Annotated in this window: 20 protein-coding genes and 1 pseudogene; 11 read left to right on the top strand and 10 right to left on the bottom strand. The window is 72.9% G+C overall.

The window, feature by feature from the left end; all coding sequences use genetic code 11:
* Window positions 1–40: 40 nt before the first annotated feature.
* The 7 genes from rplS to proS form a co-directional block, all read right to left on the bottom strand.
* Window positions 41–391: a 50S ribosomal protein L19 gene (gene rplS / locus LCE31_RS09335; protein ID WP_225013609.1), complete on the bottom strand. Its 351-nt coding sequence runs from the start codon at window positions 389–391 to the stop codon at window positions 41–43.
* A 134-nt stretch (window positions 392–525) separates the two neighbouring features.
* Complete coding sequence (gene trmD / locus LCE31_RS09330; protein WP_225013608.1) at window positions 526–1347, bottom strand: tRNA (guanosine(37)-N1)-methyltransferase TrmD; 822 nt, start codon at window positions 1345–1347, stop codon at window positions 526–528.
* Window positions 1344–2036 (bottom strand): ribosome maturation factor RimM, encoded by a 693-nt coding sequence (rimM, locus tag LCE31_RS09325; protein ID WP_225013607.1) that lies wholly within the window; start codon window positions 2034–2036, stop codon window positions 1344–1346. Before rimM ends, trmD begins: the two co-directional genes overlap by 4 nt.
* A 78-nt stretch (window positions 2037–2114) precedes the next feature.
* Window positions 2115–2354, bottom strand: coding sequence for an RNA-binding protein (locus LCE31_RS09320; protein WP_225013605.1), 240 nt, complete (start codon window positions 2352–2354; stop codon window positions 2115–2117).
* Between the two features lie 2 nt (window positions 2355–2356).
* Complete coding sequence (gene rpsP, locus LCE31_RS09315; protein WP_225013604.1) at window positions 2357–2797, bottom strand: 30S ribosomal protein S16; 441 nt, start codon at window positions 2795–2797, stop codon at window positions 2357–2359.
* Window positions 2798–3036: 239 nt separating this feature from the next.
* Entirely contained in the window at window positions 3037–3645 is a 609-nt protein-coding gene (locus LCE31_RS09310; RefSeq protein ID WP_225013603.1) for a hypothetical protein, read from the bottom strand.
* Between the two features lie 227 nt (window positions 3646–3872).
* Window positions 3873–5285 carry a proline--tRNA ligase gene (gene proS, locus LCE31_RS09305; protein ID WP_225013601.1) on the bottom strand — a complete coding sequence of 471 codons (1413 nt, stop codon included), beginning with the start codon at window positions 5283–5285 and terminating at the stop codon, window positions 3873–3875.
* A gap of 220 nt (window positions 5286–5505) precedes the next feature.
* Here proS and LCE31_RS09300 point away from each other — a divergent pair, with 220 nt between their 5' ends.
* From LCE31_RS09300 to LCE31_RS09260, 9 genes are all read left to right on the top strand, one after another.
* Complete coding sequence (locus LCE31_RS09300; RefSeq protein WP_374118445.1) at window positions 5506–6390, top strand: class I SAM-dependent methyltransferase; 885 nt, start codon at window positions 5506–5508, stop codon at window positions 6388–6390.
* Between the two features lie 228 nt (window positions 6391–6618).
* On the top strand, window positions 6619–7557 hold the full coding sequence (yhfZ, locus tag LCE31_RS09295; protein ID WP_225013599.1) for a GntR family transcriptional regulator YhfZ: 939 nt from the start codon (window positions 6619–6621) through the stop codon (window positions 7555–7557).
* Between the two features lie 155 nt (window positions 7558–7712).
* Window positions 7713–8087 carry a PRD domain-containing protein gene (locus tag LCE31_RS09290; RefSeq protein ID WP_225013597.1) on the top strand — a complete coding sequence of 125 codons (375 nt, stop codon included), beginning with the start codon at window positions 7713–7715 and terminating at the stop codon, window positions 8085–8087.
* An 82-nt stretch (window positions 8088–8169) separates the two neighbouring features.
* Entirely contained in the window at window positions 8170–8526 is a 357-nt protein-coding gene (locus LCE31_RS09285) for a DUF2620 domain-containing protein (protein ID WP_225013595.1), read from the top strand.
* Between the two features lie 37 nt (window positions 8527–8563).
* Window positions 8564–10042 (top strand): YhfT family protein, encoded by a 1479-nt coding sequence (locus tag LCE31_RS09280; RefSeq protein ID WP_225013594.1) that lies wholly within the window; start codon window positions 8564–8566, stop codon window positions 10040–10042.
* 31 nt (window positions 10043–10073) lie between these two features.
* A complete protein-coding gene (locus LCE31_RS09275; RefSeq protein ID WP_225013592.1) occupies window positions 10074–11018 on the top strand; it encodes a phosphotriesterase family protein in 945 nt (314 codons plus the stop codon).
* A gap of 1 nt (window position 11019) precedes the next feature.
* Entirely contained in the window at window positions 11020–12153 is a 1134-nt protein-coding gene (locus LCE31_RS09270) for an aminotransferase class V-fold PLP-dependent enzyme (RefSeq protein ID WP_225013590.1), read from the top strand.
* Window positions 12154–12156: 3 nt separating this feature from the next.
* The gene (locus tag LCE31_RS09265; protein WP_225013589.1) at window positions 12157–13320 is read left to right on the top strand and encodes an alanine racemase; all 1164 of its coding nucleotides are present in this window, start codon (window positions 12157–12159) and stop codon (window positions 13318–13320) included.
* A 70-nt stretch (window positions 13321–13390) separates the two neighbouring features.
* The gene (locus LCE31_RS09260) at window positions 13391–14608 is read left to right on the top strand and encodes a phosphopentomutase (RefSeq protein ID WP_225013587.1); all 1218 of its coding nucleotides are present in this window, start codon (window positions 13391–13393) and stop codon (window positions 14606–14608) included.
* Window positions 14609–14743: 135 nt separating this feature from the next.
* Here LCE31_RS09260 and LCE31_RS09255 read toward each other — a convergent pair.
* A pseudogene (locus LCE31_RS09255) lies at window positions 14744–15994 on the bottom strand (signal recognition particle protein); the annotation flags it as partial.
* A gap of 474 nt (window positions 15995–16468) precedes the next feature.
* Between LCE31_RS09255 and LCE31_RS09250 the strand changes: the two are divergent.
* Both LCE31_RS09250 and narJ read left to right on the top strand, forming a co-directional pair.
* On the top strand, window positions 16469–19903 hold the full coding sequence (locus LCE31_RS09250) for a molybdopterin-dependent oxidoreductase (RefSeq protein WP_441349407.1): 3435 nt from the start codon (window positions 16469–16471) through the stop codon (window positions 19901–19903).
* Window positions 19904–19966: 63 nt separating this feature from the next.
* A complete protein-coding gene (gene narJ, locus LCE31_RS09245; protein ID WP_225013583.1) occupies window positions 19967–20632 on the top strand; it encodes a nitrate reductase molybdenum cofactor assembly chaperone in 666 nt (221 codons plus the stop codon).
* 60 nt (window positions 20633–20692) lie between these two features.
* Here narJ and LCE31_RS09240 read toward each other — a convergent pair whose 3' ends face one another.
* Window positions 20693–23500 carry an NPCBM/NEW2 domain-containing protein gene (locus tag LCE31_RS09240; protein WP_225013582.1) on the bottom strand — a complete coding sequence of 936 codons (2808 nt, stop codon included), beginning with the start codon at window positions 23498–23500 and terminating at the stop codon, window positions 20693–20695.
* Between the two features lie 335 nt (window positions 23501–23835).
* Window positions 23836–25012 (bottom strand): GTPase-associated protein 1-related protein (locus LCE31_RS09235; RefSeq protein WP_263631619.1); only part of this gene is annotated, 1177 nt, incomplete at its 5' end.

The following is a 25012-nucleotide window of genomic DNA, read 5'->3' as shown; positions in this document are numbered from 1 at the left end:
CGGGCCCTGAGCTTATCGGGCCCTTCTGTGGACCCCGCGGTCAGTTGTCGCGCTTCTCCTTGATCTTCGCGGCCTTGCCGCGCAGCTCACGGAGGTAGTACAGCTTCGCGCGGCGGACGTCGCCGCGGCTGACGAGCTCGATCTTCTCGAAGATCGGGCTGTGCACCGGGAAGGTCCGCTCGACGCCGACCGAGAAGGACACCTTGCGGACCGTGAAGGTCTCGCGGACGCCCGAACCCTGGCGGCGGATGACAACGCCCTTGAACTGCTGGATACGCGAGCGGTTGCCCTCGATGACACGGACGTGGACGTTGACCGTGTCGCCCGGCCGGAAGGCGGGGAGGTCGGTCCGCAGGGACGCGGAGTCGACGGTGTCGAGCAGGCTGGACATGGAGTTCTGCTTCCTCGCCGATGCCACAGGTCATCAGCGGAATGTCGTGAGACGTTGGCTGAGGTGCGCCGTTCGCGTCGGGCGGGCGTCGTTCCCCCTGTGGCAGGGGCGCGCGCCGGACGTACGGCAACGACTCATTCTTCCACGTCGGGCGGCCTGCGCCAAAATCGCCCCCCGGGCTCCGGCGCCCAGCCGAGGATGGAGAGCGTCTCGCGGTCCTTCTTGTCGAAGGCCGCGGGGTCGCAGCGCTCGATCATATCGGGCCGGTGCCTGGCGGTCCTGGCGAGTGCCTCGTCCCTGCGGCGGCGTGCGACTTTGCCGTGGTGGCCGCTGAGCAGCACGTCCGGTACGCCTCTGCCGCGCCATTCGGGCGGCTTGGTGAAGACGGGGCCCTCCAGCAGGTCGGCCATGGCGCCGGGGGCGAACGAGTCGTCGCGGTGCGACTCGGCGTTGCCGAGGACGCCGGGCAGCAGCCGCGCGACCGCCTCGGTGATCACCAGGACGGCCGCCTCCCCGCCCGCCAGTACGTAGTCGCCGATGGACACCTCGTGCACGGGCATCCGGGTCGCGTACTCCTCGACGACGCGGCCGTCGATGCCCTCGTAGCGGGCCGGAGTGAAGATCAGCCAGGGGCGCTCGGACAGTTCGACGGCGAGCTTCTGGGTGAACGGGCGCCCGCTCGGGGTCGGCACGACGAGGACGGGGTCGTGGGCGCCTTCCTCGTACCCCCGAGCGAGGACGTCGTCGAGGGCGTCGCCCCAGGGCTCCGTCTTCATGACCATGCCGGGGCCGCCGCCGTAGGGGGTGTCGTCGACGGTGTTGTGCCGGTCGTACGCCCACTGCCGCAGGTCGTGCACCTGGACGGAGAGCAGGCCGCTCGCGCGTGCCTTGCCGACGAGGGAGACGTGCAGCGGGTCGAGGTACTCCGGGAAGATCGTGACGACGTCGAGCCTCATCGGGGCCCGTCCTCACGTCCGGCGCCGCGGGTGCCCGACGGGTCCGTGCCCGCCGCGTCCGTATCGGCCGTGTCCGCATCCGCGTCTGTATCGCCCGTGCCGGTCCCGTCGCCGTCGTCGGTCTCGTCGCCCTTGTGGTCGGTGCCGGTCTCGTCGTCCGTGCCGGTCTCGTCGTCCTGAACCGGATCGATCAGGCCCGGCGGCGGGTCGATGACGGCCCGCTGCTCCTCCAGATCGATCTCGGTGACGATCTCCTCGACGAACGGGACCATGACCTCGGTGCCGTCAGGGCGTTCCACGATGAACAGGTCCTGCGAGGGCAGATGGGAGATCTCCGTGATGCGGCCGACCCCGGTGCCGTCGGCGAGGACGACGTCCAGGTCCATCAGCTGATGATCGTAGAACTCGTCCGGGTCCTCGGGCAGTTCCTCGGGATCGACCTCCGCGATCAGCAGGACGTTGCGCAGCGCCTCGGCACCGCCGCGGTCCGCGACCCCCTCGAAGCGCAGCAGCAGCCGGCCGCTGTGCACCCGGCCGGTGGCGATGGTCAACGGGCCCGCCGACGCGGGGTCCGTGGCGAGAACCGCACCCGGGCCGAGCCTGGCCTCGGGTTCGTCCGTCCTCACCTCGACGGTGACCTCGCCCCGTACCCCGTGCGCACGGCCGACCCGGGCAACTACCAACTGCACTGCGTGTGCCTCTCCTGATGAAACGGCACGGGCCAGGGAGGACTCAGCCTCCCCGGCCCGTGCCGGTGTTCCACTGCTTCAGCGGACCTGGTCCACGTCGACGAGGTCGACGCGGATGCCCCGGCCGCCGATCGCGCCCACGACGGTACGCAGGGCGCGTGCGGTGCGGCCGTTGCGGCCGATCACCTTGCCGAGGTCGTCGGGGTGGACCCGGACTTCGAGCACACGGCCGCGGCGCAGATTGCGCTCGGCGACGCGCACGTCCTCCGGATTGTCGACGATGCCCTTCACGAGGTGCTCAAGAGCCTCCTCGAGCATGATCAGGCCTCGGTCGACTCGGCAGCGGCCGAGGGCTCGGCGTCGTCGGCCTTCTTCTCGGCCTTCTTCGCCTTCTGGGTGATGGCCTCACCCTTGGGCTCGTCACCCGCGTCCTTGGCGGCGGCCTCGAAGAGCCCGCTGCGGTCGGCCTTGGGCTCCGGCTGCTTCAGCGGCTCGGGCGCGGGCAGGCCCTTGTGCGCCTGCCAGTCGCCGGTGAGCTTGAGGATCGCCATGACCGGCTCGGTCGGCTGAGCGCCGACGGAGAGCCAGTAGCGCGCACGCTCCGAGTCAACCTGGATGCGCGAGGGGTTCTCGATCGGGTGGTACAGACCGATCTCCTCGATGGCCCGGCCGTCACGGCGGGTACGGGAGTCGGCGACGACGATGCGGTAGTGAGGCGAACGGATCTTGCCCAGACGCTTCAGCTTGATCTTGACTGCCACGGAAGTGGTGTCTCCTGGTCTTGACGTGGTGGGGCACCACGGGATGTCACGTGGGGTTGTGGCACCCGATCTGCCCGATGGACGCGTCAGCCGGAGGAGAGAGGGGTCCTGTTCGACTGTCGAGTACAGCCATTCATTGTGCCACACGTACGGACCACAGCCGTACGTGGTACGAAGCACAGCCGTACGCGCGAACGGGCCCCGCACCGCTCCGGCGGGCGCGACCGGCCGCGTCCCGGTCAGCCCGCGGCCGCCACCACTTCCTGCGCCTCCTGCTCGGGGATGCGGAACGGCTTGCCGCAGCCCCCGCAGACGATGGGCGCCTGCGCGAGGACCGACGGCACGACCCGGACGTTGCGCCCGCAGTCGCAGACGGCCTTGACGCGCACGCCGCCGCCGGAGGAACCGTGCCGTGCGGCCGGCCCCCGGAAACTTCGCTTGGTGTCGCCGGCCGTGGCGGCCGTGTGCGCCTTCAGGGCGCGCTGGAGCCGCTCCGTGGTCGGGCGGTAGCGCCGCTTCGCCTCGGGACTGAGCGCGACCAGGGAGAAACCGCTGCTGGCGTGCGGTTCGTCGGGATGGTCGAGGCCCATCTCCTCGGCGATGGCGAGGAACCGGCGGTTGTGGTAACGGCCGGCGCGTGAGGTGTCGCGCACTCCTCTGGCGGCGGCGATACCGTGGACCGCTTCGTGAAGCAGCCGTTCGAAGGAGAGTTCCGCGCCGCAGGCGGACGAGGACTCTCCGATCAGGGACTCTGGCGCGGCGAGATCCGGCAGCTCGGGGTGGTACCGCTGAATGTCGGCCCACGCCTGCGCCAGCTCTGCGGCGAGAACAGGTGGTGTCGTGCTCACGTCGTGTACAACGATCAGAATCGCCGCCGGGTTCCATTACGGGGCATCCCAATTAATTTGCCCGTACCCGTCAGTTGCCCTTGATGCGCCCTGACGAGGGCAGGTGCGTCGAACTGTGGATAACTCTCACAGCTCACGCCAAGGTGGTACGTAGCGCCTCGTACGCAACGGCGCGTAGCCGATCTACGTACCACCCGGGCGTCAGGCCGCTGACCTCGGCTCCGACCTCAGTAGGCGCGGGCGACGAGGGCGATCGTCCCGGGCGCGTCGTTCGAATCCGGCACCGAGCCGTCCTCTCCGAGCAGACAGCGTACGGTCACACCCTGCTCGGCCAGCTTGGCCTCGCCCTCGTCACCGAGGTCGGCCCACGGGATGCGCCCCCAGCCGGTCGCGGCCGCCTCGACGGCCTCCCCGACAGTCGCGACGTCCACGGTCCGCGACTCGCGGCGCTCCCTGGACTCGCGCAGCAGCTGCGCCTGGTCCTCCTCAAGGAGGCCGGGCAGAACGGCGGGCAGCGCGTCCAGCGCGACGGGCTCCTTGCCGCCGGGAATCCTGCGGGCCAGCATCCCCGTCCCTGCCGCGACGTCGCGCGGCCCGATCTCGACGCGCACGGGCACGCCCTTGAGCTCCCAGTCGACGGCGCGGCGGCCGAAGGGGGTGTCCGTACGGTCGTCGACCTCGACCCGGACGCCGGCCTCCTTGAGGCGTGCGGCGAGCTTCCTGGCGGCGTCGAGAACGGCCTCGTCCTCCTTGATCGCGAGGACGACGGCCTGGGTGGGCGCGAGGCGCGGCGGCACGCGCAGGCCGTTGTCGTCGCCGTGCGACATGATCAGACCGCCGACCATGCGGGTGGAGGCGCCCCAGGAGGTCTGCCAGACCAGCTCCTGGTTGCCTTCCTTGGAGAGGTACTGGGTGTGGAAGGCGCGGGCGAAGTTCTGGCCGAGCTCGTGGCTCGTGCCCATCTGGAGGGCCTTGCCGTCGCCCATCATGGCTTCGAGGGTGAGGGTGTTGACGGCTCCGGCGAAGCGCTCGCGCCGCGTCTTGCGGCCGAGCACCACGTCGATACCGAGCACGTTGAACATGAAGTCGCCGTAGACGTCGCGGTGGATGCGCGCGGCGAAGTCACGGGCGTCCTCGTAGCTGGCGTGCGCGGTGTGCCCCTCCTGCCAGAGGAACTCGGTGGTGCGCAGGAAGACGCGCGGGCGCATCTCCCAGCGGACCACATTGGCCCACTGGTTGATGAGCAGCGGCAGGTCGCGGTAGCTCTGCACCCATTTGGAGAAGTACTCGTTGATGATCGTCTCGGAGGTCGGCCGGACGACCACCGGCTCCTCCAGCTCCTTGCCGCCCCCGTGGGTGACGACGGCGAGCTCGGGGGCGAATCCCTCGACGTGCTCGGCCTCCCGCGTCAGATAGGACTGCGGGATGAACAGCGGGAAGTACGCGTTCGAGACGCCCGCCTGCTTGATGCGCGCGTCCATGTCGGACTGCATCCGCTCCCACAGCCCGTACCCGTACGGCCTAATCACCATCGTGCCGCGCACGGGGCCGTTGTCGGCCAGCTCGGCCTTGTTGATCAGATCCTGGTACCAGCGCGGAAAATCGTCCGCCCGCGGTGTGAGTACGGGTGCTTTTGCCATGGCGGGCATCGTACGGCGGGGACATGCCGAACCAGGAATCGGCCCGGCAGGCGCAGGACGCACAGGGCGAACGCTCCTGACACGAACAGTTTACGTATCCCCCACTGGACGCGGCAGCGGATGCGCAGTTCCCTGGCATACGGGGGATGTGGGTGCGCACGCACACGGAGGATGGCCCAACAGGGCGATACGGACCTCTCGGCTGATTGGGGCGCTATTCATGACAAGGACGCTCGTCGACGACCACAGGCTGCACCGGAACACCGCCGGGAGGACGGCCCCCGCGACCGCGGTCGCCGCGGAGGTGAGTCCGCGCGCCCGGGACTGGGCCGAGATCCAGGAACGGATGCTGGTGCCCCTGTACGAAGCGGTCTACGAGCGACTGGAGGTCCGCGAGGGAACCAGGCTGCTCGCCCTCGGCTGCGGCTCCGGACTCTCGCTGCTGATGGCGGCGACGCTGGGCGCCCAGGTCACCGGGGCGGACTCCGATCAGGAGCTGCTTGCGCTCGCCGGCGAACGGCTGCACGCGGGCGCCGGGCCCGTGGGGAGCGGCGGCGCGGGGCCGAGGCGGCTGCTGCCCGCGGACCGCGTCTGGGACGCGTCGGAGGCGGGCACCGCACCGTACGACGTGATCACCGCCTTCCACCCGATGGGTTCGGTGGCGGGCGACACGAGGAGCCCGGCGCCCGCGCTGCGCCGGGCGGTACCGCTGGCCCGCCGGGGCGCGCCCGTCGTGCTGGCCGGCTGGGGACCGCCGGAGCGGTGTGCGGCGGCGGGCGTGCTCGATGTGGCGGGGCGGCTGACCGACCGCCTGCGCAAGGGGACCTGGCGGCCCGCCTACCGGGACGACCTGGAGAACGTGGCGGCGCGCGCCGGGCTGCGGCCGGACGGCTCCGGCCGGGTGGCGTGCCCCTTCGGCTACGCGGACATGCCGAGCGCGGTGCGCGGGATGCTGTCCACCGGGGTGTTCGACGGAGCGGTGCGCGCCACGGACAGGCGCCAGGTGGAGAAGGAGATGGCCGAGGCGCTGCATCCGCATGTGCGGAAGGACGGCACGGTGTGGATGCCGAACGTCTTCCGCTACCTGATCGCCCGCGTGCCCTGACGGGAACGGGGGCCGGGCCGGGTCGGCATTCCATGGCTGGGGCTCCGCAGGCGGGGCCCCATGGTCGGGCCGGTGTTCCATAGCCGATGAGCGCTGCCCGATCGGGCCGGTGTTCCGCGGCCGGGGCTCCACGCCTCCCCGGCCCCTCGCTCCCGCGCCCGGCGCAGTTCGAACATTCCCCCGAAAGAGTCCTTGTCAGTATCCGGGATTCTGGTTACTGTCTGGGGTGTGACCGGACTTGACGAGCGTTTCCTGACGCGCAACGGCCTCGCGGCGAGACAGCTCGCGGTTCTCCTGCTGAACCACGAGCCCGACACGAGGCTGCCCCGCGTGCGCGACTTCGCCGAGGAGCTCGGCGTGGGAAACGGCACCGTCCAGGCCGCGTTGCAGCTGCTGGAGGGAGCCTCGGCCATCGAGACGGCGGCCCGGGGCCACCTGGGGACGTTCCTGCTGCGCTCGGACCGGTCCATACTCTGGCGGCTGTCCGGACTCGGCACCCTGCTCGCGGCCATGCCGCTGCCGTACTCTCGGCGGTACGAGGGGCTCGCCACGGGACTGCGCCGCGCCTTCGAGCAGGCCGGCGCGCCCTTCGCGATCACCTTCATGCGAGGCGCGGGCGCGCGGACGACGGCGCTGCTCGACGGCAAGGTCGACCTGGTGGTGCTCTCCCGCTTCGCCGCCGACCGGCTGATCGAGGAGCACCCCGTCGAGCTGGTGGCCGACCTGGGCCCCGCCACCTATGTCGGGGCGCACGGACTGCTGCTGCGCCACGGCCTCGACATAGACATGTCGGGACTGAGGGTCGCGGTCGACTACGCGTCGGAGGACCAGCGCATGCTGGCCGAGCGCGTGTTCGCCGACCGCGTCGACGTCACCTGGGTCGAGGCGTCGTACATGCAGCTGGGCGAGGTGTTCCAGCACGACAGGGCCGACGCCACGGTGTGGAGCCTGGACGAGGCGCCCGACCGGCTCGGGCCGGGCGTCGACGTCCTCCCACTCGGGGACGAGGTCACGCGCGACCTCGCCCTGCGCAATTCGAGTGCGGCGATCATCGGAAGGACGGACGGAGCCAACGCGCTGGCCGCCGTGCGGGACGCGCTGGACTTCCAGGGGATCACCCACTGCCAGACCGAGGTGCTCCGCGGCGAACGGTCCCCCTGGTACTGAGGGACGGGAGCCCAGGACGGCTCCGCTCCAGGCGGGGCCTCATTCTGAGCTCAAAATACAAAATACGGGTTACTGGATCACCGGCGACTCTCAGTGACCGGCACGGCGTCCGCTCCGCGGGGCCGCGTCAAGCGAGGAGAAGGAGGAGGAACACCATGGACGACCAGCTCGCCCTGCGCATCCAGCTGTTCCGCGAGAGCGGCCAGGTGCGTCCCGAGGTCGCCGCGTTCGTGACGGACGAGCTGGCGGCCCTCGCCGCCGGCGGGGACACCGTCACAGAGGACACCGCGGGCATGCTCACCAGCCACCTGATGATGGCCCTCACCCGGCTCCTGGACGGCGAGCCCATCGCCGCCTTCGCCACCGACGAGCAGGTGGCCGCCGAACTCGCCGACCATCCGGAGGCGGTGGCACGGGCGCGTGAGATCTCGGGCCGCGCCGAGCGGACGCTGGGCGCCGCTCTGCCCGACTCCGAGATCAACTTCCTGGCGCTGCACCTGGCCGTCCTCGCCCAGCACTCCCCCGCCTGACCCCTTCCCCCGGCCACCGGCTCCGCCCGGCCGTCCGGCCCACCTGATCCCGCGGCACGCACGAGAAGAGAAGGAACCAGTCATGACGAAGATCCTCACCGGCGGCGTCGGCAAGACCGAGGTCGCGAAGAGCGTCTCCGGCCTCGGCCTCGACGGCCTGACCGTCACGGTCTCCAACGACATGGAGGCCGCGATGAAGCTGCGTGCCGGTCAGGCCGACTACTACCTGGGCACCTGCCACACCGGCGCGGGCGCCTCCCTCGGCGTGCTGCTCGGCCTCGTCGGCGCGTCGAAGTGCCACACGTTCGGCCGTTCCGTGCCGACCGCGGAGGAGATCTCCGCGCTGCTCGCCGAGGGCAAGACCGTCTTCGGCTTCGCGATCGACCAGATCGACGCCGTCGCCCCGCTCATGGCACGCGCCATCGCGGCGCGGAGCTGACCGCCTCGGACATGACCGGGCACGAAGGAGTGACCCCGTGAGCACAGTGCTCGCAGCGAGCGCCCAACTGGACTTCTCGCTGACCCAGAAACTGACCGTCATCGTGCTGGCCGCGCTCACCGCGCTCATCTCGCACATGGCACTGGCCGTCTTCAACGACGGCACCCGCCCCTTCATGCTGGAGTTCATCCAGGGGCGCGCCACGCGAGCGGCGACCGCTGCCGTGGCGTTCGGGCTCTCGGCGGGCTTCATCTTCGGGCTGGGCGCCCCGATGGCCCTGTCGTCCGGGGTGCTCAATCCGTGGCTGCTGTTCCTGCCGACCGACATCCTCGGCATCCTGGCGTTCCGCAAGTGGCTCGCGGTGCTGCTCGGCGGCGGCTGGGGCGCGCTGGTCGTCTTCGGTCTCAACGGAGCCAACGACGTCGCGCACAAGCTGCCCGTGGACTTCCTGACCGCCATGCAGCAGATGTCCACGCCGATCTTGTTCCTGTTCACGCTGTTCCCCGTGATCGCGGTGGCCAAGCAGTTCGGCCGGGCGCGAGGAGGCATCACGGCCGTCGTGGAACTCGCGTTCGTGGTCATGACGATGAAGCTGTGGCCGAGCGTGTTCGCGGGCTCGCTCGCGATGGCGGCGGGCGTGCTGATGCTCATCGGGTTCGCCATCCGCAAGGACCTGCTCCAGCGCAAGGCCGACCGTGCTGAGGCCGAGGCGGCGGCCGCCGCCGCCGCGCCGGAGCCACCCGGTGAGGGCACCGGCGGCACGAGCGGCGGAGGCGGCTCGCTCCTGACGCGGACGGATGCGGACGGCGGCACCGCGACCGCCACGGCCGACCCCGCAGGCGCGACCGCCACGGCGGCGGACGTCGAAGCGGAGGACCCGATGGCCTCCCTGTTCAGCGCCAGCGCGAGCAGGCTGCGCAGGCACCTGCCGCTGTTCATGCTGCTGGGCGCCGGCGTCTGCATGATCGCGCAGATGCACATATTCGGCGGCGGCGAGGCGACGAGCTTCCTGGTCGCCAAGGGGCACATCAGCGAGGCGGCCCAGGTCGACTTCTACCGCGTCTTCGGCTTCATCCCGCTGATCGCGACGACCGCGCTGGCCTCCGGCACGTACGGCATCGCGGGCCTGACGCTCGTGTACCCGATCGGCTACCTGATGCCGAACCCCGTCCTCGCGGCCGTCGTCGGCGCCGTGGTGCTGGCCCTGGAGATCCTCGGCCTGTCCTCCATCGGCAAGGTCCTCGGCAGGCTTCCGAGCGTCCGTGACTCCTCCGAGCACCTGCGCAGCGCCATCACGGACACCCTGCAACTGGCCATCCTGTTCGGCTCGCTGCTCGCGGCGAACGTCATGGGCGGCGGCCTCGGCATCCTCGTCGTCGGCGGGCTCTACCTCATCAACGAGGCGATGGGCAGGCCGGTGGTGCGGATGGCGGCGGCCCCGGCGGCGGTCATCGTCGGCGGCATCCTGCTCAACGTCCTGTACTGGCTCGATCTGTTCACCCCCGTGAAGGGCTGAGGGCCGCTCCGGCCCGGAAAGGCACCGCACCATGCAGTACCACCTGCGCACCGTCGCCGGCGCGCTGGCCGTGTCCGACGTACGGGGGCCGGTGCTCGCCCACGAGCACCTGGTCCTCGACCTCGACCGCGCCGCCCCCCGGGCCGCGGTCCTCGACCCGGACGAGCACGCGCCCGCCGTGGCCGAGGAACTGGCCTCCCTGCGCGCTGAGTTCGGGCTGTCCGCCGTCATCGAGCTGACCTGTCGCGGGATGGGCCGCGATCCGCGTGCCCTGGCCCGGCTGTCGGCGGACACCGGCGTCGGGGTCGTCGCCGCCACCGGCTGGTACTACGAGCCGTTCCACCCGGCCGAGGTCGCCGCCACCGACACCGGCCGCCTCACGGACACCCTCCTCCAGGAGATCGAGGCGGGCATCGGCTCGACGGGCGTGCGGCCGGGCGTCATCGGGGAGATCGGCAGCCACGGCGACCGGCCGACCGCGGCAGAGACACGGGTACTGACCGCGTCCGCCCGCGCCGCCGCGGCGACCGGGCTGTCGCTCGCGACCCACGCCCAGCTGGGCCGGGGCGGCCTCGCCCAGCTGGACATCCTCACGGCGGCGGGCCTGCCGCCGCACCGGGTATCCCTGGGCCACCAGGACCTCCTGGACGACCCGGACGTGCACCGCAGGCTGGCCGCCGAAGGCGCGTACGTCGCCTTCGACACCGTCGGCAAGTCGAGCTACCAGAGCGACGAGACCCGGCTCAGGCTGCTGCTCGACCTGCTCGACGCGGGCTACGCGGACCGGGCCCTGCTCAGCTGCGACATCTCCCGCCACGGCTATCTGGTGTCGGAGGGCGGCCAGGGCTACGGGCATCTGTTCCGGTCGTTTCTGCCGAAAGCGCGCGCGGCGGGCGTCGACGACGACCTCGTGGACCTCATCACGCGCCGCAACCCCCTGCGCTTCCTGACCGGCGCAGATGTCGAGGAGATCTGACATGCCGCACGGCACACCCCCCACACCCCCCGCGCCCGCGCGGCTGCCGGTGACCCATCCCCTGCCGACCGTGCCGCTGGACGACGCGGTCCGCACCCAGTACCGGCTGCTGGAGTGCACGGCGGCGCACTTCGAGGGCCCGCAGCTGTTCGCGGCGGACACCGGGGTGGTGCCGGGCCTCGGCAGGCCCCGTACGACCGCGCGGGTCGAGGCGGTCCTCGCCCAGTTCCTCGGCGCCGAGGACGCCGCGCTCGTCCAGGGTGCAGGCACCGGCGCCATCCGGGCCGCGCTCCAGGCCGCGGACCTGGCCGGGGCGCCCCTGCTCATCCACCGGGCTCCCGTCTACCGCACGACAGCGGTCACCCTGCGGGGCCTCGGCGCGGACACCGTCGAAGTGGACTTCAACGACACCGCCGCCCTCGAAGCGGCCCTCGCCGGCGGGCGGTTCTCCTGGGCGTACGTGCAGCACAGCCGGCAGCGCCTCACGGACTCCTACGATCCGGGCGCGGTGCTCGCCGCGTGCGCCGCCGCGGGGGTGCGCACGGTCGTGGACGACAACTACGCCGTGCTGCGCGCCCCGGCCTGCGGGGTGGAGCTGGGCGCGGACGTCTCCTGCTTCTCCCTGTTCAAGCTGCACGGCCCGGAGGGCGTGGGCGCCGTCGTCGGAGCGCGCGACCTGGTGGAGCGCGTCCGCGCCGACAACTACTCGGGCGGCGGCCAGGTCCAGGGCCACCAGGCGCTCGACGCGCTGCGCGCGCTGACCCACGTCCCGCTGATGTGGGCCGTGCAGTCACGGGTGGGCTCCGAGGTCGCCGAGCGGCTGGCCGCCGGGGAGGTGCCCGGCGTCGCCGACGTACGCCTCGCGAACGTCCAGGACCGCTGCCTGATCGTGCTGCTCGACCGGCCGGTGGCGCGGGACCTGCCCGCCGTCGCCGCCCGGTACGGCGCGGCGCCCTACCCGGTGGGCTCCAACTCCCGCTACGAGATCGCACCGCTCTTCTACCGCATGTCCAGCTCGTCCCTCGACGACGCACCCGAGCTCGCCGACCGGGCCGTACGGATCAACCCGATGAGGGCCGGGGCGGACCTCGTGATCGAGATCCTCCGCCGCTCCCTGCACGACCTGAAGGGCTGACCGTTGTTCCTCGACACCGTCCTCACCCGCAACACCCCCCTCGTCGACACCGCCACCGCACTCCACCGGTCGGGCGCCGTCCCGCCCGACACGTACGTGCTGGACGCCGACGCCGTCGGGGCGAACGCCGCGCTGCTCGCGACCGAGGCCGACCGCCTCGGGCTCACCCTCTGGTTCGTCGTCAAACAGCTGGGCCGCAACCCCGAGCTGATCCGCGCGATCGCGCGGCACATCCCGGCCTTCGCCGCGATCGACCCGTCGGAGGCCCGGCTGCTGCACGCCACCGGCGCCCGCGCGGGCAACCTCGGCCACCTGGTGCAGATCCCGCCCCGCGACCTGCCGGAGATGCTCGCCTGGCGGCCCGAGGCCGTCACGGTCTTCGACCTCGCCAACGCGCGCGCGGTCTCGGCCGCCGCCGTGGAACTCGGCCTGGTCCAGGACGTCCTCGTACGGCTGGAAGGCGCGCCCGGCTCGGTCTATCCGGGGCAGGAGGGCGGGGTGCCCCTGGAGCAGCTGGACGCGTTCGCCGCCGAGGCGGAGCGGCTGCCGGGCATCCGGATCGCGGGTGTCACCGCGTTCCCCTGCGTCCTGTGCGACCCGGTGACCCGACTGCCCGCCCCCACACCGACGTTCGAGCTGGCCGTCAAGGCGAAGGACCTGCTCGCCTCGCGCGGCCACCGGGACATGAAGCTGAGCGCCCCGAGCGCCACGTCCGTGGCGACGCTGCCGCTCCTGGCCGAGCTCGGTGCCACGCACGGCGAGCCCGGCCACTCCCTGACCGGTACCACCCCGCTGCACGCCGTCGACCCGCACCAGCCGGAACAGCCCGCGTACGTGTATGTCACCGAGGTCGCGCACACCCTGGCGGACGGGCGTCCCGCGCTGCGGGGCGGCGGGTTCTACGCGCGCTCCGGGGTCCGCGAGGCGCTGCTGCCCCGAAGCGGCGTCAGGCTGCCGGTCCAGCCCTCGCCCGCCGAGAACATCGACTACTACCGGCTGCTCGACGCACCCGAGCGGGCCTCGGACGCGCGCGTCGGCGACACCGCCGTGCTCGCCTTCCGCACCCAGATCTTCGTCACCCGCTCGACGGTGGCCGTCGTGTCCGGCCTGTCCGCCGGTTCGCCCCGGCTCACCGGCCTGTACGACGCGCACGGCCGGGCGCTGTGACGGCCGGGCTGCGCAGGCGCCGAGCACTGCCACGGCCGGGCGCGGCAGCGGCCGGGAAGGAGCAACTCCCATGAGCAGAACCGTCATCGTCGTCCTCGACGGCTTCGGCATCGGTGCCATGCCGGACGCCGGGGCGCTGCGTCCAGGCGACATCACCGCCGACACCTGCGGGCATGTCCTGGACGGCTGCCGCGAGCTGACGGGCCGCCCGCTGCGGCTGCCGGGCCTCGGGGCACTCGGCCTGGGCGTCGTCCATCCGCACCCGGACCTCGCGCCGGCGACCCCGCTGCCCGTGTCGGTGGGCAGGGCGGCCCTGGGCTATCCGGGCGCCGATACGTTCGCGGGCCACCAGACCATGATGGGCGCGGACTTCAGCCGTGTCACGGTCGCCCGGCTCGCCGACCATCTACCGGAGGTGACGGCCGCGCTGAAGGCGGCGGGCCATGCGGTGTCGCCGCTGGGCGGCCGCCCGCTGCTGGTCGTCGACGACGCGGTGCTCGTCCACGACAACCTGGAGGCCGACCCCGGCATCAACTGGAACGCGTCGGCCCGCCTGGAGGACATGTCTTTCGAAGGTGTGCTCGCGATCGCCCGTACGGTACGGACCGTCGCGCCGGTCGCCCGTGTGATCGCCGTCGGCGGCCACGCGGACGGTCCGCTGACCGGCTTCGTGCGCGACGGCGACGGCGGCACGGTCGGTCTGGACACGCCCGCCACCGGCTTCTACCGCAACGGCGGCCTCGAAGTGCGCCACCTGGGCGCCGAACTCGACCACACGCGGCAGCTGCCCGACCTGGCGGCGCGTGCCGGCGTGCCCGTCACCCTGGTCGGCAAGGCCGCGGACATCCTCGCCTGCGACGCGGCGGAGCGGCGCCCGGCCGTGGTGACGGCGGAGGTCGTCGCGAGCACGCTCGACGCCGTACGGGGCGCGGGGCGCGACGCGCTCGTTGTGGCCAACGTCCAGGAGACGGACCTCGCGGGGCACCAGCAGGACACCGCACGCTTCGGGCGGGTCCTGGAGGAGGCCGACGCCGGGCTGTTCGAGCTGATCGGACTGCTCGACGCGCCGGGCGACCGGCTGATCGTCACCGGTGACCACGGCAACGACCCGACGATCGGCCACGCGTACCACACACGGGAGTACGTGCCGCTGCTCATCCACCGGCCCGGCGCGAGCGGCACGGAGATACGTCCGGACGCCCCCACGCTCGCGGACGTCGGCGCCACCGCCGCGGCCTTCCTCGGCCTGGACGCGCGGGGTCTGGCAAACGGCTCGGCCCGGCGCTGACCGCGGCCCGGCGCTGAGCGCGGCGCGTGCGGCCTCCGCACGGCACGCCTCCGCACGGCACGCGAAGGGCCCGGTCTCGCGACGACGGCGAGACCGGGCCCTGCCCGGCCGACCCGGAACCCGGGTCCGAGCGGCTCAGCCCATGAACTTCTTGAACTCGTCGGGCAGTTCGAACTTGCTCGGCTGCTCCTGCTCGCCCTGCGCCGTCCCGCCGAGAGCGGCCTGCTCCTTGCGGGCCAGCGCGGCCTGCTCCTCCGCCTTGCGCTTCATCGGGTTGCCGGAGCGCTGCTTGCCCTTGGCCTGCTTCTGCTTCTTCTTCTGCCGACCGGGGCCACCCCCCATGCCGGGCATGCCGGGCATCCCCGGCATCCCGCCGCCCTGCGCCATGCGGGACATCATCTTGCGGGCCTCGAAGAACCGCTCCACCAGGTTCTTCACGGCGCCGACCTCGACACCGGAGCCGCGGGCGATGCGGGCGCGACGTGAGCCGTTGATGATCGTGGGTTCCGCGCGCTCGCCCGGGGTCATCGACTTGATGATCGCGGCCGTGCGGTCGACGTCCCGCTCGTCGAGATTGCTGATCTGCTCCTTCATCTGCCCCATGCCCGGCAGCATGCCGAGCAGCTTGGACAGCGAGCCCATCTTCCTGACCTGCTCCATCTGGGACAGGAAGTCGTCGAGCGTGAACTCCTTCGGGCCCTTCGCCAGCTTCGCGGCCATCTTCTCGGCCTCGGCCTGGCTGAAGGTCTGCTCGGCCTTCTCGATCAGGCTGAGCAGGTCGCCCATGTCGAGGATGCGGGACGCCATGCGGTCCGGGTGGAACGCGTCGAACTCGTCCAGCTTCTCGCCGTTGGAGGCGAACATGATCTGCTTGCCGGTCACATGCGCGATGGAGAGGGCGGCACCGCCGCGCGCGTCGCCGTCGAGCTTGGAGAGCACCACACCGTCGAAGCCGACGCCGTCGCGGAACGCCTCCGCGGTGTTGACCGCGTCCTGGCCGATCATGGCGTCGACGACGAAGAGGACCTCGTCGGGCGAGACCGCGTCACGGATGTCCGCGGCCTGCTGCATCAGTTCCTGGTCGATGCCGAGGCGGCCGGCCGTGTCCACGATCACGACGTCGTGGACCTTGTCCCGGGCGTAGGTGACCGAGTCCTTGGCGACCTTGACCGGGTCGCCCACACCGTTGCCCGGCTCCGGCGCGTACACGGCCACGCCGGCGCGCTGGGCGACCACGGACAGCTGCGTCACCGCGTTGGGACGCTGGAGGTCGGCGGCGACGAGCAGCGGCGAGTGCCCCTGCTTCTGGAGCCACAGGCCGAGCTTGCCCGCGAGGGTGGTCTTGCCCGCGCCCTGGAGGCCGGCCAGCATGATCACGGTCGGGGGGGGGGGGGGGGGGCGCCCCCCCCCCCGGGGGGGCGGGGGGGGCCGGCCCCCCCCCGGGGGGGGCGCCCCCCCGGCGCGTTTCTGGCCGGGGGAAGAGGGCCGTCCCGTGGCGTTTCCTGCCGGGGGAGCGGGTCACCCGGTGGCGTTTCCGGGTGGGTGAAGCGGGCCACCCGCGGTGGCGTTGCCGTTGTCTCCGACGGGCCGTCTTCGGCACGCGCCCCGCACTTCTCCGCGTTCGTGACGCAGTGACGTTATTTCAGAAAACAGCGCCAAGCAGAGGAAAAGCCTTCTCCATCACTCGCCCAGAAGCACCCGACTCCCTCCGTCGCCGAACGTGACCGGGTGGATGCTCTCCGTGCAAACGGCTGGTGCGCGGTGCGGTGAGGAGTGTGCGCGGTGGGGCTCGGAAAGGCGCGGGGCGAGGGGGAGCGGCTCGCGGTCGCCGCGGCCGAACGGCTGCTGCGGGCGGGCCGGCTGGTCCGGGCGGCGCCCGGGACGGACGACGGGCGCGCCGCCCTCCGTACGGACGAGGGCGCCGACCGGTCCGGGGAGGCGTCGCGCCGCTTCCCGCCCGGCGCCTCCCACGTCCCGTACACGTACTCGCCCACCCGCGTCCGGTACCCGATGGCCCGTGGTCTGCTCGTCGAGATGTACCGGGAGGCCAGGGCCCGGCTCGGCGATCCGGTCGCCGCCTGGGCCGAGGTCACCGCGGACCCCGTCAAGCGGCGCGCCTACCAGTCCGCGCGCGGGCGCGGCGGACTCGTCCGCATCGGCTGGGGCGAGGCCCTTGAGCTGGCCGCCGCCGCGCACGTCCACACCATCGGGGCGTACGGGCCCGACCGGGTCGCGGGCTTCTCGTCGGCCCCCGCCTCGTCGGTGGCCTCGTACGCGGTCGGGGCGCGCTTCATGTCCCTGATCGGCGCGCCGATGATCTCGTCCTGCGACGGGTACGCGGATCTGCCGGTGGCGTCGTCGCAGGTGTCCGGTGACCAGGCGGGTGTGCCGGAGCCGGGGGAGTGGCGGGACGCCGCGTACCTGATGAGGTGGGGCTCGGACGTGCCGGCCACGCGGCCGGCCGGGGCCCGCCGCCGGGGCCGGAAGGTCGTGGCCGTCTCATCCGGCAGCGCGGACGAGGCGGAGTGCGCCGACGAGTGGCTGCGCCCGCACCCGGGGACCGACGGCGCGCTCGCCCTGGCCATGGGACACGTGATCCTCACGGAGTTCTTCGTCGAGCGGCGGGTGCCCTACTTCACCGACTACGTCAAGCGCTTCACCGACCTGCCGTTCCTGGTCGGACTCGACCGGCGTCCCGACGGGCGGTACGCGCCGGGCAAGTTCATCACGGCCGCCGCCCTGGAGCGGGCCGCGGACGCGGACGCCGAAGCCCGCCGCTGGATGCCCGTACTCGTCGACGCCGACACCGACGAGGTCGTCGTGCCGAAGGGCACGCTCGGCCACCGCTGGACCAGGAGCGGCCCCGGCGACTGGAAGCTCGACCTCGGCGGCGTCGACCCGCTGCTGTCCTTCCACGACCGTGGCGGTACGGGGGTGGAGATGGTGCTGCCGCGCTTCGACACCGTGCCGGGAGCGGCTCTGCCGCCGGAGGTCGTCCGGGGGGTGCCGGTCCGGGAGATCGGCGGGCGGCTCGTCACCACGGTCTTCGACCTGCTGCTCGCGCGGTACGCGGTGGGCAGGCCAGGACTCCCGGGCGACTGGCCGGGCGGCTCCGCCGGGGCCGACGCCGGGGCCGCCGCAGGGTATGGGGACGCCTCGGCTCCCGGCACACCGGCCTGGCAGGAGGAGATCACCTCGGTGCCGGCCGCCGCGGTGATCCGGATCGCCCGGGAGTTCGCCGGCACGGCGGAGAGGACCCGCGGCCGGGCCATGATCGTGACGGGCGCGGACACCAACCACTGGTTCCACTCCGACACGATGCACCGCACGTTCCTGTCCCTGCTGATGCTCACCGGTTGCCAGGGCGTCGACGGCGGAGGCTGGGTCCACTGCGGAGGCCAGGAGAAGGTGCGGCCCCACGCGGGCGGCCGGCAGCTCTCGACCGCGGGCGACTGGGTCCGGCCCTCCCGGCAGATGGCGGGCACCCCGTACTGGTACCTGCACACCGGCCAGTGGCGCTACGAGTCCTACGGCGCGGACGCGCTCGCCTCGCCCGCCGGCCCCGGCACCTTCGCCGGCCGGCACACCGCCGACCTGCTCGCGCAGTCCGCCCGGCTCGGCTGGACGCCCTCGTACCCCACCTTCGACGCGAACCCCCTCGACCTCGGGCGCCGGGTGCGCGCCGACGGCGAGGAGCCCGGTGACTGGGTCGCCGAGCGCCTCGCCGACGGGCGGCTCGGCTTCGCCTGCGAGGACCCGGACGCCCCCGCCAACTGGCCGCGGGTCCTGACCGTGTGGCGCGCCGACCCGCTCGGGACGTCCGGCCGGGGCAACGAGTACATCCTGCGGCACCTGCTGGGCGCCCGGGACCGCGCGAGCGCGGCGGAGGCCGCCGACGGCCGCCGCCCGCGCGACGTGGCCCGGCGCGACGAGGCACCGCACGGCAAGCTCGACCTGCTGCTCTGCCTCGACTTCCGGATGACCCCGACGGCGCTCCACTCCGACCTGGTGCTGCCCGCCGCCACCCGGTACGAGAAGCACGACCTCGCCGGCACGGACACGTATCCGTATGTCCGCGCCGTCGAGCCGGCGATCTCCCCGCCCTGGCAGGCCCGTACGGACTTCGAGATCTTCCACGGCCTCGCCCGCGAGGTCGGCGGGCTCGCGAAGGGCCGCCTCGACACCGTCCACGACCTCGTGGCCACGGCCCTCCAGCACGGCTCGCGCGACGAGACCGCCCAGCCCGGCGGCGTGGTGAGCGACTGGCGCGACGGCGGCGCACCGCCTCGCCCCGGCCGGACCACCCAGCGGATCGCCCTGGTCGAGCGCGACTACACCGCGATCGCGGACAGACTCGCGTCGCTCGGCCCGCTGGCCGGGGAGCACGCCATGACCGCCGACGGCGTCACCGCGCGGCCGTACGAGGAGGCGCTGCGGCCGGCCGCGCCCGGCGGCACGCGCCCTGCCGGGGCGCCGCCCGGCGGCCGTCCGTCGCTCGACACCGACGTCACACTGTGCGCGGCGATCCTCGCCCGGTCGGACACAGTCAACGGCCGGAGCGCCGCCGAGGGGTACCACGGCCCGGCGGAGCGGCGCGGCCCCGGAACGGGACCCGGCGAACCCGCCGCGACCGGCCACGAGCGGCCCGGCGGGGAGGCCCCCGGTCGGCCCTGCCCGCCGTCCACCGTCAGCACCGGGCACCGCACGCCCTGGCGCACGCTCACCGGCCGCCGGCACTTCTACCTCGACCACGACTGGATGGCGGAACTCGGCGAGCAACTCCCGGTCTACCGGCCCCCGCTCGACCTCCCCGCACCCGGCGAGCCCGGTACCGGCGGGCAGGCCGTGACCGTCCGGTACCTCTCCTCCCACGCGCAGGGGCCCCTCCGCTCGGCGCACCAGGAGGACCCGCTGACGGGGACCCTCGCCCGGCGCGGCCCCGTCATCTGGCTGAGCCCCGCCGACGCGAGCGCCATCGGCGCCACCGACAACGAGTGGGTCGAGGCCGTGGCGGCCGGCGGTGTGGTCGCGGCCCGCGCCGTCGTCTCCCACCGCGTACCGCGCGGCACGGTGTTCCTGGACCAGCGGGACCGGCCGGCGAACGGGTCTGCCCCGGGGGCCGCGGGCCGGCGCGGCGGTGTCCGCGACGCCCTCCCGGACCTCCTCATCAAGCCGACCCATCTCATCGGCGGCTACGGGCAGTTGTCGTTCTCCCCGGACTACTGCGGCCCGGCCGGCGGTCGGCGCGACGTGATCACCACGATCCGCCGCCGTTCCCAGCCCGTGGAGTACTGACATGTCCCTCACCACCTGCCGCCCCGGCGGCGGCGCTGCCGCGGGCCGCGCGCGGGAGGGCCGGTGAGCGCACGCCCCGCAGTGCTCCAGGCGGCCTCCCTGCTGCTCGGCCACCCCGACGACACCTGGCCCGGCCTCCTCGACACCGTGCGGGGCGCCCTCGTCCCCCTCGGCGCGCCCGAGGCCGCGCACCTGCTGCGGTTCTGCGACACCGTGGACGGCGTCCCGCCGCTCGAACTGTCGGCACGGTACGTCGCGACCTTCGACCGCTCCGCGCGCCGCTGCCTCCACCTCACGTACCACACCGACGGCGACACCGGCCGCCGCGGCGCCTCCCTGGCCGCCATCGCGTCCGCGTTCAGGGAGCAGGGCTGGCAGCCCCCGGACGACGAACTCCCCGACCATCTGCCGCTGCTCCTGGAGTTCGCCGCCCGGTGTCCCGGCCCCGGCACGGCTCTGCTCGGCCGGCACCGGGCCGCCGTCGAGGTCCTGCGCTACGCGCTCGGCTCCTACCTCAGCCCGTACGTCGACATCCTGCGGGCCGTCTGCGCGAGCCTGCCGGGAGCGGGGCCCGCCAGCCACGACGAGGCGCTGCGCCTCGTCGGGCAGGGGCGGTCCGCCGAGCGCGCCGGCGCCGGACCGCCGCCGGTGGAGCCCGCCCCGCTCTCTCTTCGCGCCGCCGCCCCTGGCACCGCTCAGGGCGCCCGGGGAGCCGCCGGACACCGCTGAGGGGGGGGCGGGCCCCGGTGTTCCGGCGCGAGGACGAGGGGCCACCGGCGGCGCCGTCGCTCAGCCGGAGCAGGTCACCGTGGGGGCCGCCCAGTCGCCGTGGTCGTAGGCGTTGCCGTCGCCCGCGTCGCCGACGACGAGGTCGAGGGTCTGCACGCCGCTGAGGTCCGCGCTCAACTGCTGTGCCGGATCGCCGCCCTTGACCGTCTTGGTCGCCGCGAGCGTCTTGCCGTCGCCGAGCACACTGAACGTCTCCGAGCCCGAGGTGCCGGCGTCGTCGTCGTTGCCGACCGTCGAGACGAACTTCGAGCAGTTGCCGCCCAGATAGATCGTCACGTCGCTCACGGAGTTGGTGCCGAGCCCCTTCGCATACACCGTGCCGCCGATGGTCAGCGGGCCGCCGTCACCGGCGTTGGTGCCGCCCACCGACTCGTTCCGCTCGACCGGCCCCCAGCCGTTGGTCGAGGCGACGAAGTCCAGGTCGGAGACGTCTTGCACGCCGGTCGGCGGCGGTGGGTTCACCACCTCGACCTGAGTGTCCTCGCGCAGGACGCCGGCCACCTCGTGCTGGGCGTAGGTGGCGGTCGCGGTCAGGGTGGCGGTCGACGCCTTGTCGCCCGGCGCGGTCAGCTTCCAGGTGGCCACGGCGCTGTGCCCCGGCTTCACGGCCCCGAACACCTGCGGTGTCGCGTCGTAGACGAAGCCGCTGGGCGCGGCGAGTGTCATGTTGACGCCGTCGGCGGTGGTGCCGCGCGCGGGGACCGTGAGTGTGCTGGTCACGGTCAGGTCCTTGCCGCGCCGCACGGACTTCACCGACGGGGTCACCGCCAGCGCCGCCGCGGGAGCCGCCGCCTTCGCCCGGGTGAAGGAGAGGTTGTCGAACTGGTCCAGGTCGTACGAGGTCAGGCCGAGTCCGCCCTGCCCCGCGGCGTAGGAGCTGTCCTGGACCGTGCCGAGCTTCTTTCCGTCGACGGACGCGGTGATCGCCGGGCCGCTGAACGACAGCGCCAGCCTGTGCCAGGTGCCGGTGCCCAGCGCGGTCGTGCTGGAGCGCATCAGCACGGTGCGGTTGCCGTCCGCGTCGCTCTTGAGGATCGTCCACGCGCCCGTGTCGCTGATCTGGAAGAAGTAGCCCTGCTGGTGGGACTGCGGCCGGTTCTGCGTGCCCGCCCGGCCGATCAGCTCCAGAGTGCCGGGCTTGGCGAGTTCGGCGTCGGTGCGCAGCGTGTAGTTCTTCCACGTCGGATCGCCGACGAGGGTGAACGCGTCGCTGTCGTCCTGCCATTCGATGGGCTTGGTGGGCGCCATTTGCTGGAGGCACATCCCGCCGCGCCCTGCGGCGCACTTCTGGACCTCGAAGGAACCCTGCATGTCGGAGAGGTACTTCGCCTCGGTGCCTGCGGCGTCCTTGTCGAAGTCGTCCGTGTAGGGGAGTGCCAGCGCGTGGGCGGCCGGCGCGCTCGCGTGGCCCTTGCCCTGGCCCGTGGTGGTGGTGACGGTGTAGACGTAACCGGGCTTCAGCGTCAGGGAGTACGTCCCGCCGGCCGACGGGGTGACGTCCTCGGTGTGGATGAGATCCGTAGCCGCGGAGGGATGGTTGAGGTCGGTGGCCCATACGTGGACCGCGCCGGTGGACAGACCGCCCTTGACGGTGAAGTCCGCCGTCTGCGCGGCGGTGGCCGTGGTGGTCTCCAGGACGGTCGAGTAGTCCTTGCCGTTCGGCGACTTCAGCGTGACGTAGCTGCCGTTCGACTCGGACCCGCCGAGGTAGCCGGAGCCGGAGTCGATGAACTTCCAGCCGGGCCGCGCGAACTGGGTGACCTGTGCGGTGGCCCAGGTGTTCGCGCCGATGCCGTAGTTCCCCGACCAGGGGGAGCCCGCGGTCGCCAGGCCCACCGTCGAGTACGGCAGGTTCGGGTAGATCGCCGCGAGCAGCGGCCAGTTGAAGTAGCTGGTCATCTTCGCGTCGACGTAGCCGCGGGTGATGGAGCGGATCAGCGCGGGAGCGCCGGTGTCCATGTCCTGCGAGCCGTTCTCACTCGCCCACAGCGGCTTCCCGTTGTCCTGGGCCGTCTTGGAGCTTGAACAGGTGTCCGCGGAACCGCCGTCGCCGCCCTCGCACGGGTAGTGGGCACCGATGATGGACACCGCGTCGTTGAACGCCTTGTCCTTGGCCATGTCGTCGGCCACGTCCCAGCCGCTGTCGTCCGCGACGATCCGCACATCGCCGTATCCGGCCTTGTCCAGGGCGGCGCGCAGCTGGACGTACCAGGCGTCGTCGTGGCCGCGCTCGTTCCAGCCGCCGAGGTAGCTGATCGGCAGCCCGTGCTGTTTGGCGCAACCCAGCCAGGAGATCAGGTAGTTGATGGTGTCTGTGGACCAGAACCCGCCCTTGATCCAGCCCGGCGCGGCCCACGCGAGCCCGTACAGGCCGATGTCGGGGTTGCGCTTCCTCGCCTGCTCGGCCAGCCAGAACTCGTAGCCCGCGTCGCAGTTGACCGTGCCCTTGCTGTGCTCGATCGACGGCTCCGAGCCGTCCGTGGAGTTGGCGTCCCCGCCGATCTCCAGCTTCAGCAGCTGGAGGTTGGCCCCGTAGCCCGGCTTGAAGAGGTAGTCCAGGATCTGCGACCGCTGCTTGGGCGGATAGTCCGTCAGCAGCCGGGAGTTGCCGCCGCCGCCGCTGATCGCGCCGATGCCGTCGAACGTCCGCCCGCTCCCGCTCCCGTCCACGGTGACCGATGTGGCCGCCGCTCGCGCGGTCGCCGCGCCGTCCGTACGGGCGGCCTGCGCGGGGGTACCGCTCACCGCGAGTATCGAGGCCAGCAGGGCCAGCACCCACAACGGGGAGAATCTCAGTACGCGTCGCACCTGTGCGTCACCCTTCACCTCGGCGGAGGACAGGGCTGAGAGCGTCCTCCGAAGAAGCGCGGATGACGTGCGGGTCCCGGCCGACCGTCCTGAAAGACGTGGCACAGTGTCCCGTTGTGTTCGTTTGACGGTCAATACTCGCGCAGAGAGAAACAAATACACACACATAGCGTGGTGTTGATCCGTCCGGCGGGGGGATCGGGGAACGGCGCGGCACCGCGGACTCCGGCGGGGGGATCGGGGGCACGGCGCGGCACCCGCCGGCTCCGGTGGGCCGGCGGAAACACGGCGCGGTGCGGGGCCGGGTCGCGCGGGCGGACGTGCGGGTACGCCGGTCAGGCGCGCCTGCCCAGTCCGCCGAGGCGGCGGCCGAACCGGGTGAGCGCCGACTCCCGCTGCCAGGTCCTGAACTCCTCGGCCCGGTGCGCGCCCGCCGCTTCGAGGTGACGCTCCACCGCCGCCACGTCGGACGCGGACAGCGCCCGCACGACGGGCCGCGCCACCTTCTCCAGCAGCGAGGTCCGCGTGTCGTCCCAGGCGCGCGTCGCCCCGGGCAGCGAGGTCCAGGCGACGAAGCAGTCGGCCAGGTAGGCGGGGACCGTCCGCAGCCGTGCCCGTACCCGGTCGGTACGGGCCAGCGCCGCGTAGGCCGCGAGCAGCGCCGGGTCACCGCGGTGGATCAACGTGTACAGCTCGCCGTCCGGCCGGTCCTCCGACAGCAGCCGGCACGCCAGCGTCGAGGCGAGCCGCTCCAGTACGGCGGGCGCGACCGGTTCGTGCCGCTCCACCGCCTCGCGCAGCGAGAGCGCCCGTTCCACCCAGGGCGCGGGCGCCCGCCCCGCCGCGAGCACCCCCGCGAACTCCAGCAGCCCGAGCGAGCCGCGCGGCCCCGGACGCAGCGTGTCGGGGAAGCAGCGCAGCAGGTCGGGGGCGAGCGCCGGAGCCTCCTCGTCGTCGGGCGCGGCCTCCAGCGCCGCCCGCACCAGCACCTGCCAGGTGCCCGCGACGCGATGCGCGTCCGAGCCCGTCCCGTCCAGCATCTGCCGCGCCTCGACGGCCGTCGGCAGCTCCTCGCCCCACACCAGGCGCACGGCGGTGCGCAGCACCAGCGGCTCGGCGAGCGGCGAGACGCCGGAGGCACGCAGCGCCGCGTGCAGTGCGCCGACGCGGTCCCCGTCGGGGCCCGGCCGCCAGGGCGCGCCCGCGCACATCCGCAGATGCGGCAGCGCCTGCACACCCGTCAGCTCCAGCGACACCGTCGCCGTCAGCCGGGCCGCGGCCACCGGATCGTCCGCGGCCCGGTCGTCGAGCGCGCTCAGCAACGCGGTCCGCAGCTCGAACTGCTCGTCAAGTACCGCCTCCATCGCGGGACTCCAGCCGCCCTCGGGATCGGAGAGCAGCGCGGCCGCCAGCTTGCCCGCCACGCCCGGCAGCAGATCCGCGCAGTCCACCCCGAGCACGCCCGCCACCCGCAGCAGCGTCGGCGGCCCCGCGACATCCCCCGCGCCGCCC

Origin of the sequence: Streptomyces sp. 8L (genome assembly GCF_020176795.1) — a bacterium.
Taxonomy (GTDB): Bacteria; Actinomycetota; Actinomycetes; order Streptomycetales; family Streptomycetaceae; genus Streptomyces.
The sequence above is the reverse complement of the archived record's forward strand: the minus strand, read 5'-3'. Positions and strand labels throughout refer to the sequence as shown.

What these genes read in the sequence shown, in the direction of transcription:
- rplS (WP_225013609.1), bottom strand. Translation starts at nt 391, where the DNA reads ATGTCCAGCCTGCTCGACACCGTCGACTCCGCGTCCCTGCGGACCGAC.
- trmD (WP_225013608.1), bottom strand. Translation starts at nt 1,347, where the DNA reads ATGAGGCTCGACGTCGTCACGATCTTCCCGGAGTACCTCGACCCGCTG.
- LCE31_RS09320 (WP_225013605.1), bottom strand. Translation starts at nt 2,354, where the DNA reads ATGCTCGAGGAGGCTCTTGAGCACCTCGTGAAGGGCATCGTCGACAAT.
- proS (WP_225013601.1), bottom strand. Translation starts at nt 5,285, where the DNA reads ATGGCAAAAGCACCCGTACTCACACCGCGGGCGGACGATTTTCCGCGC.
- LCE31_RS09300 (WP_374118445.1), top strand. Translation starts at nt 5,506, where the DNA reads ATGACAAGGACGCTCGTCGACGACCACAGGCTGCACCGGAACACCGCC.
- LCE31_RS09290 (WP_225013597.1), top strand. Translation starts at nt 7,713, where the DNA reads ATGGACGACCAGCTCGCCCTGCGCATCCAGCTGTTCCGCGAGAGCGGC.
- LCE31_RS09285 (WP_225013595.1), top strand. Translation starts at nt 8,170, where the DNA reads ATGACGAAGATCCTCACCGGCGGCGTCGGCAAGACCGAGGTCGCGAAG.
- LCE31_RS09275 (WP_225013592.1), top strand. Translation starts at nt 10,074, where the DNA reads ATGCAGTACCACCTGCGCACCGTCGCCGGCGCGCTGGCCGTGTCCGAC.
- LCE31_RS09270 (WP_225013590.1), top strand. Translation starts at nt 11,020, where the DNA reads ATGCCGCACGGCACACCCCCCACACCCCCCGCGCCCGCGCGGCTGCCG.
- LCE31_RS09260 (WP_225013587.1), top strand. Translation starts at nt 13,391, where the DNA reads ATGAGCAGAACCGTCATCGTCGTCCTCGACGGCTTCGGCATCGGTGCC.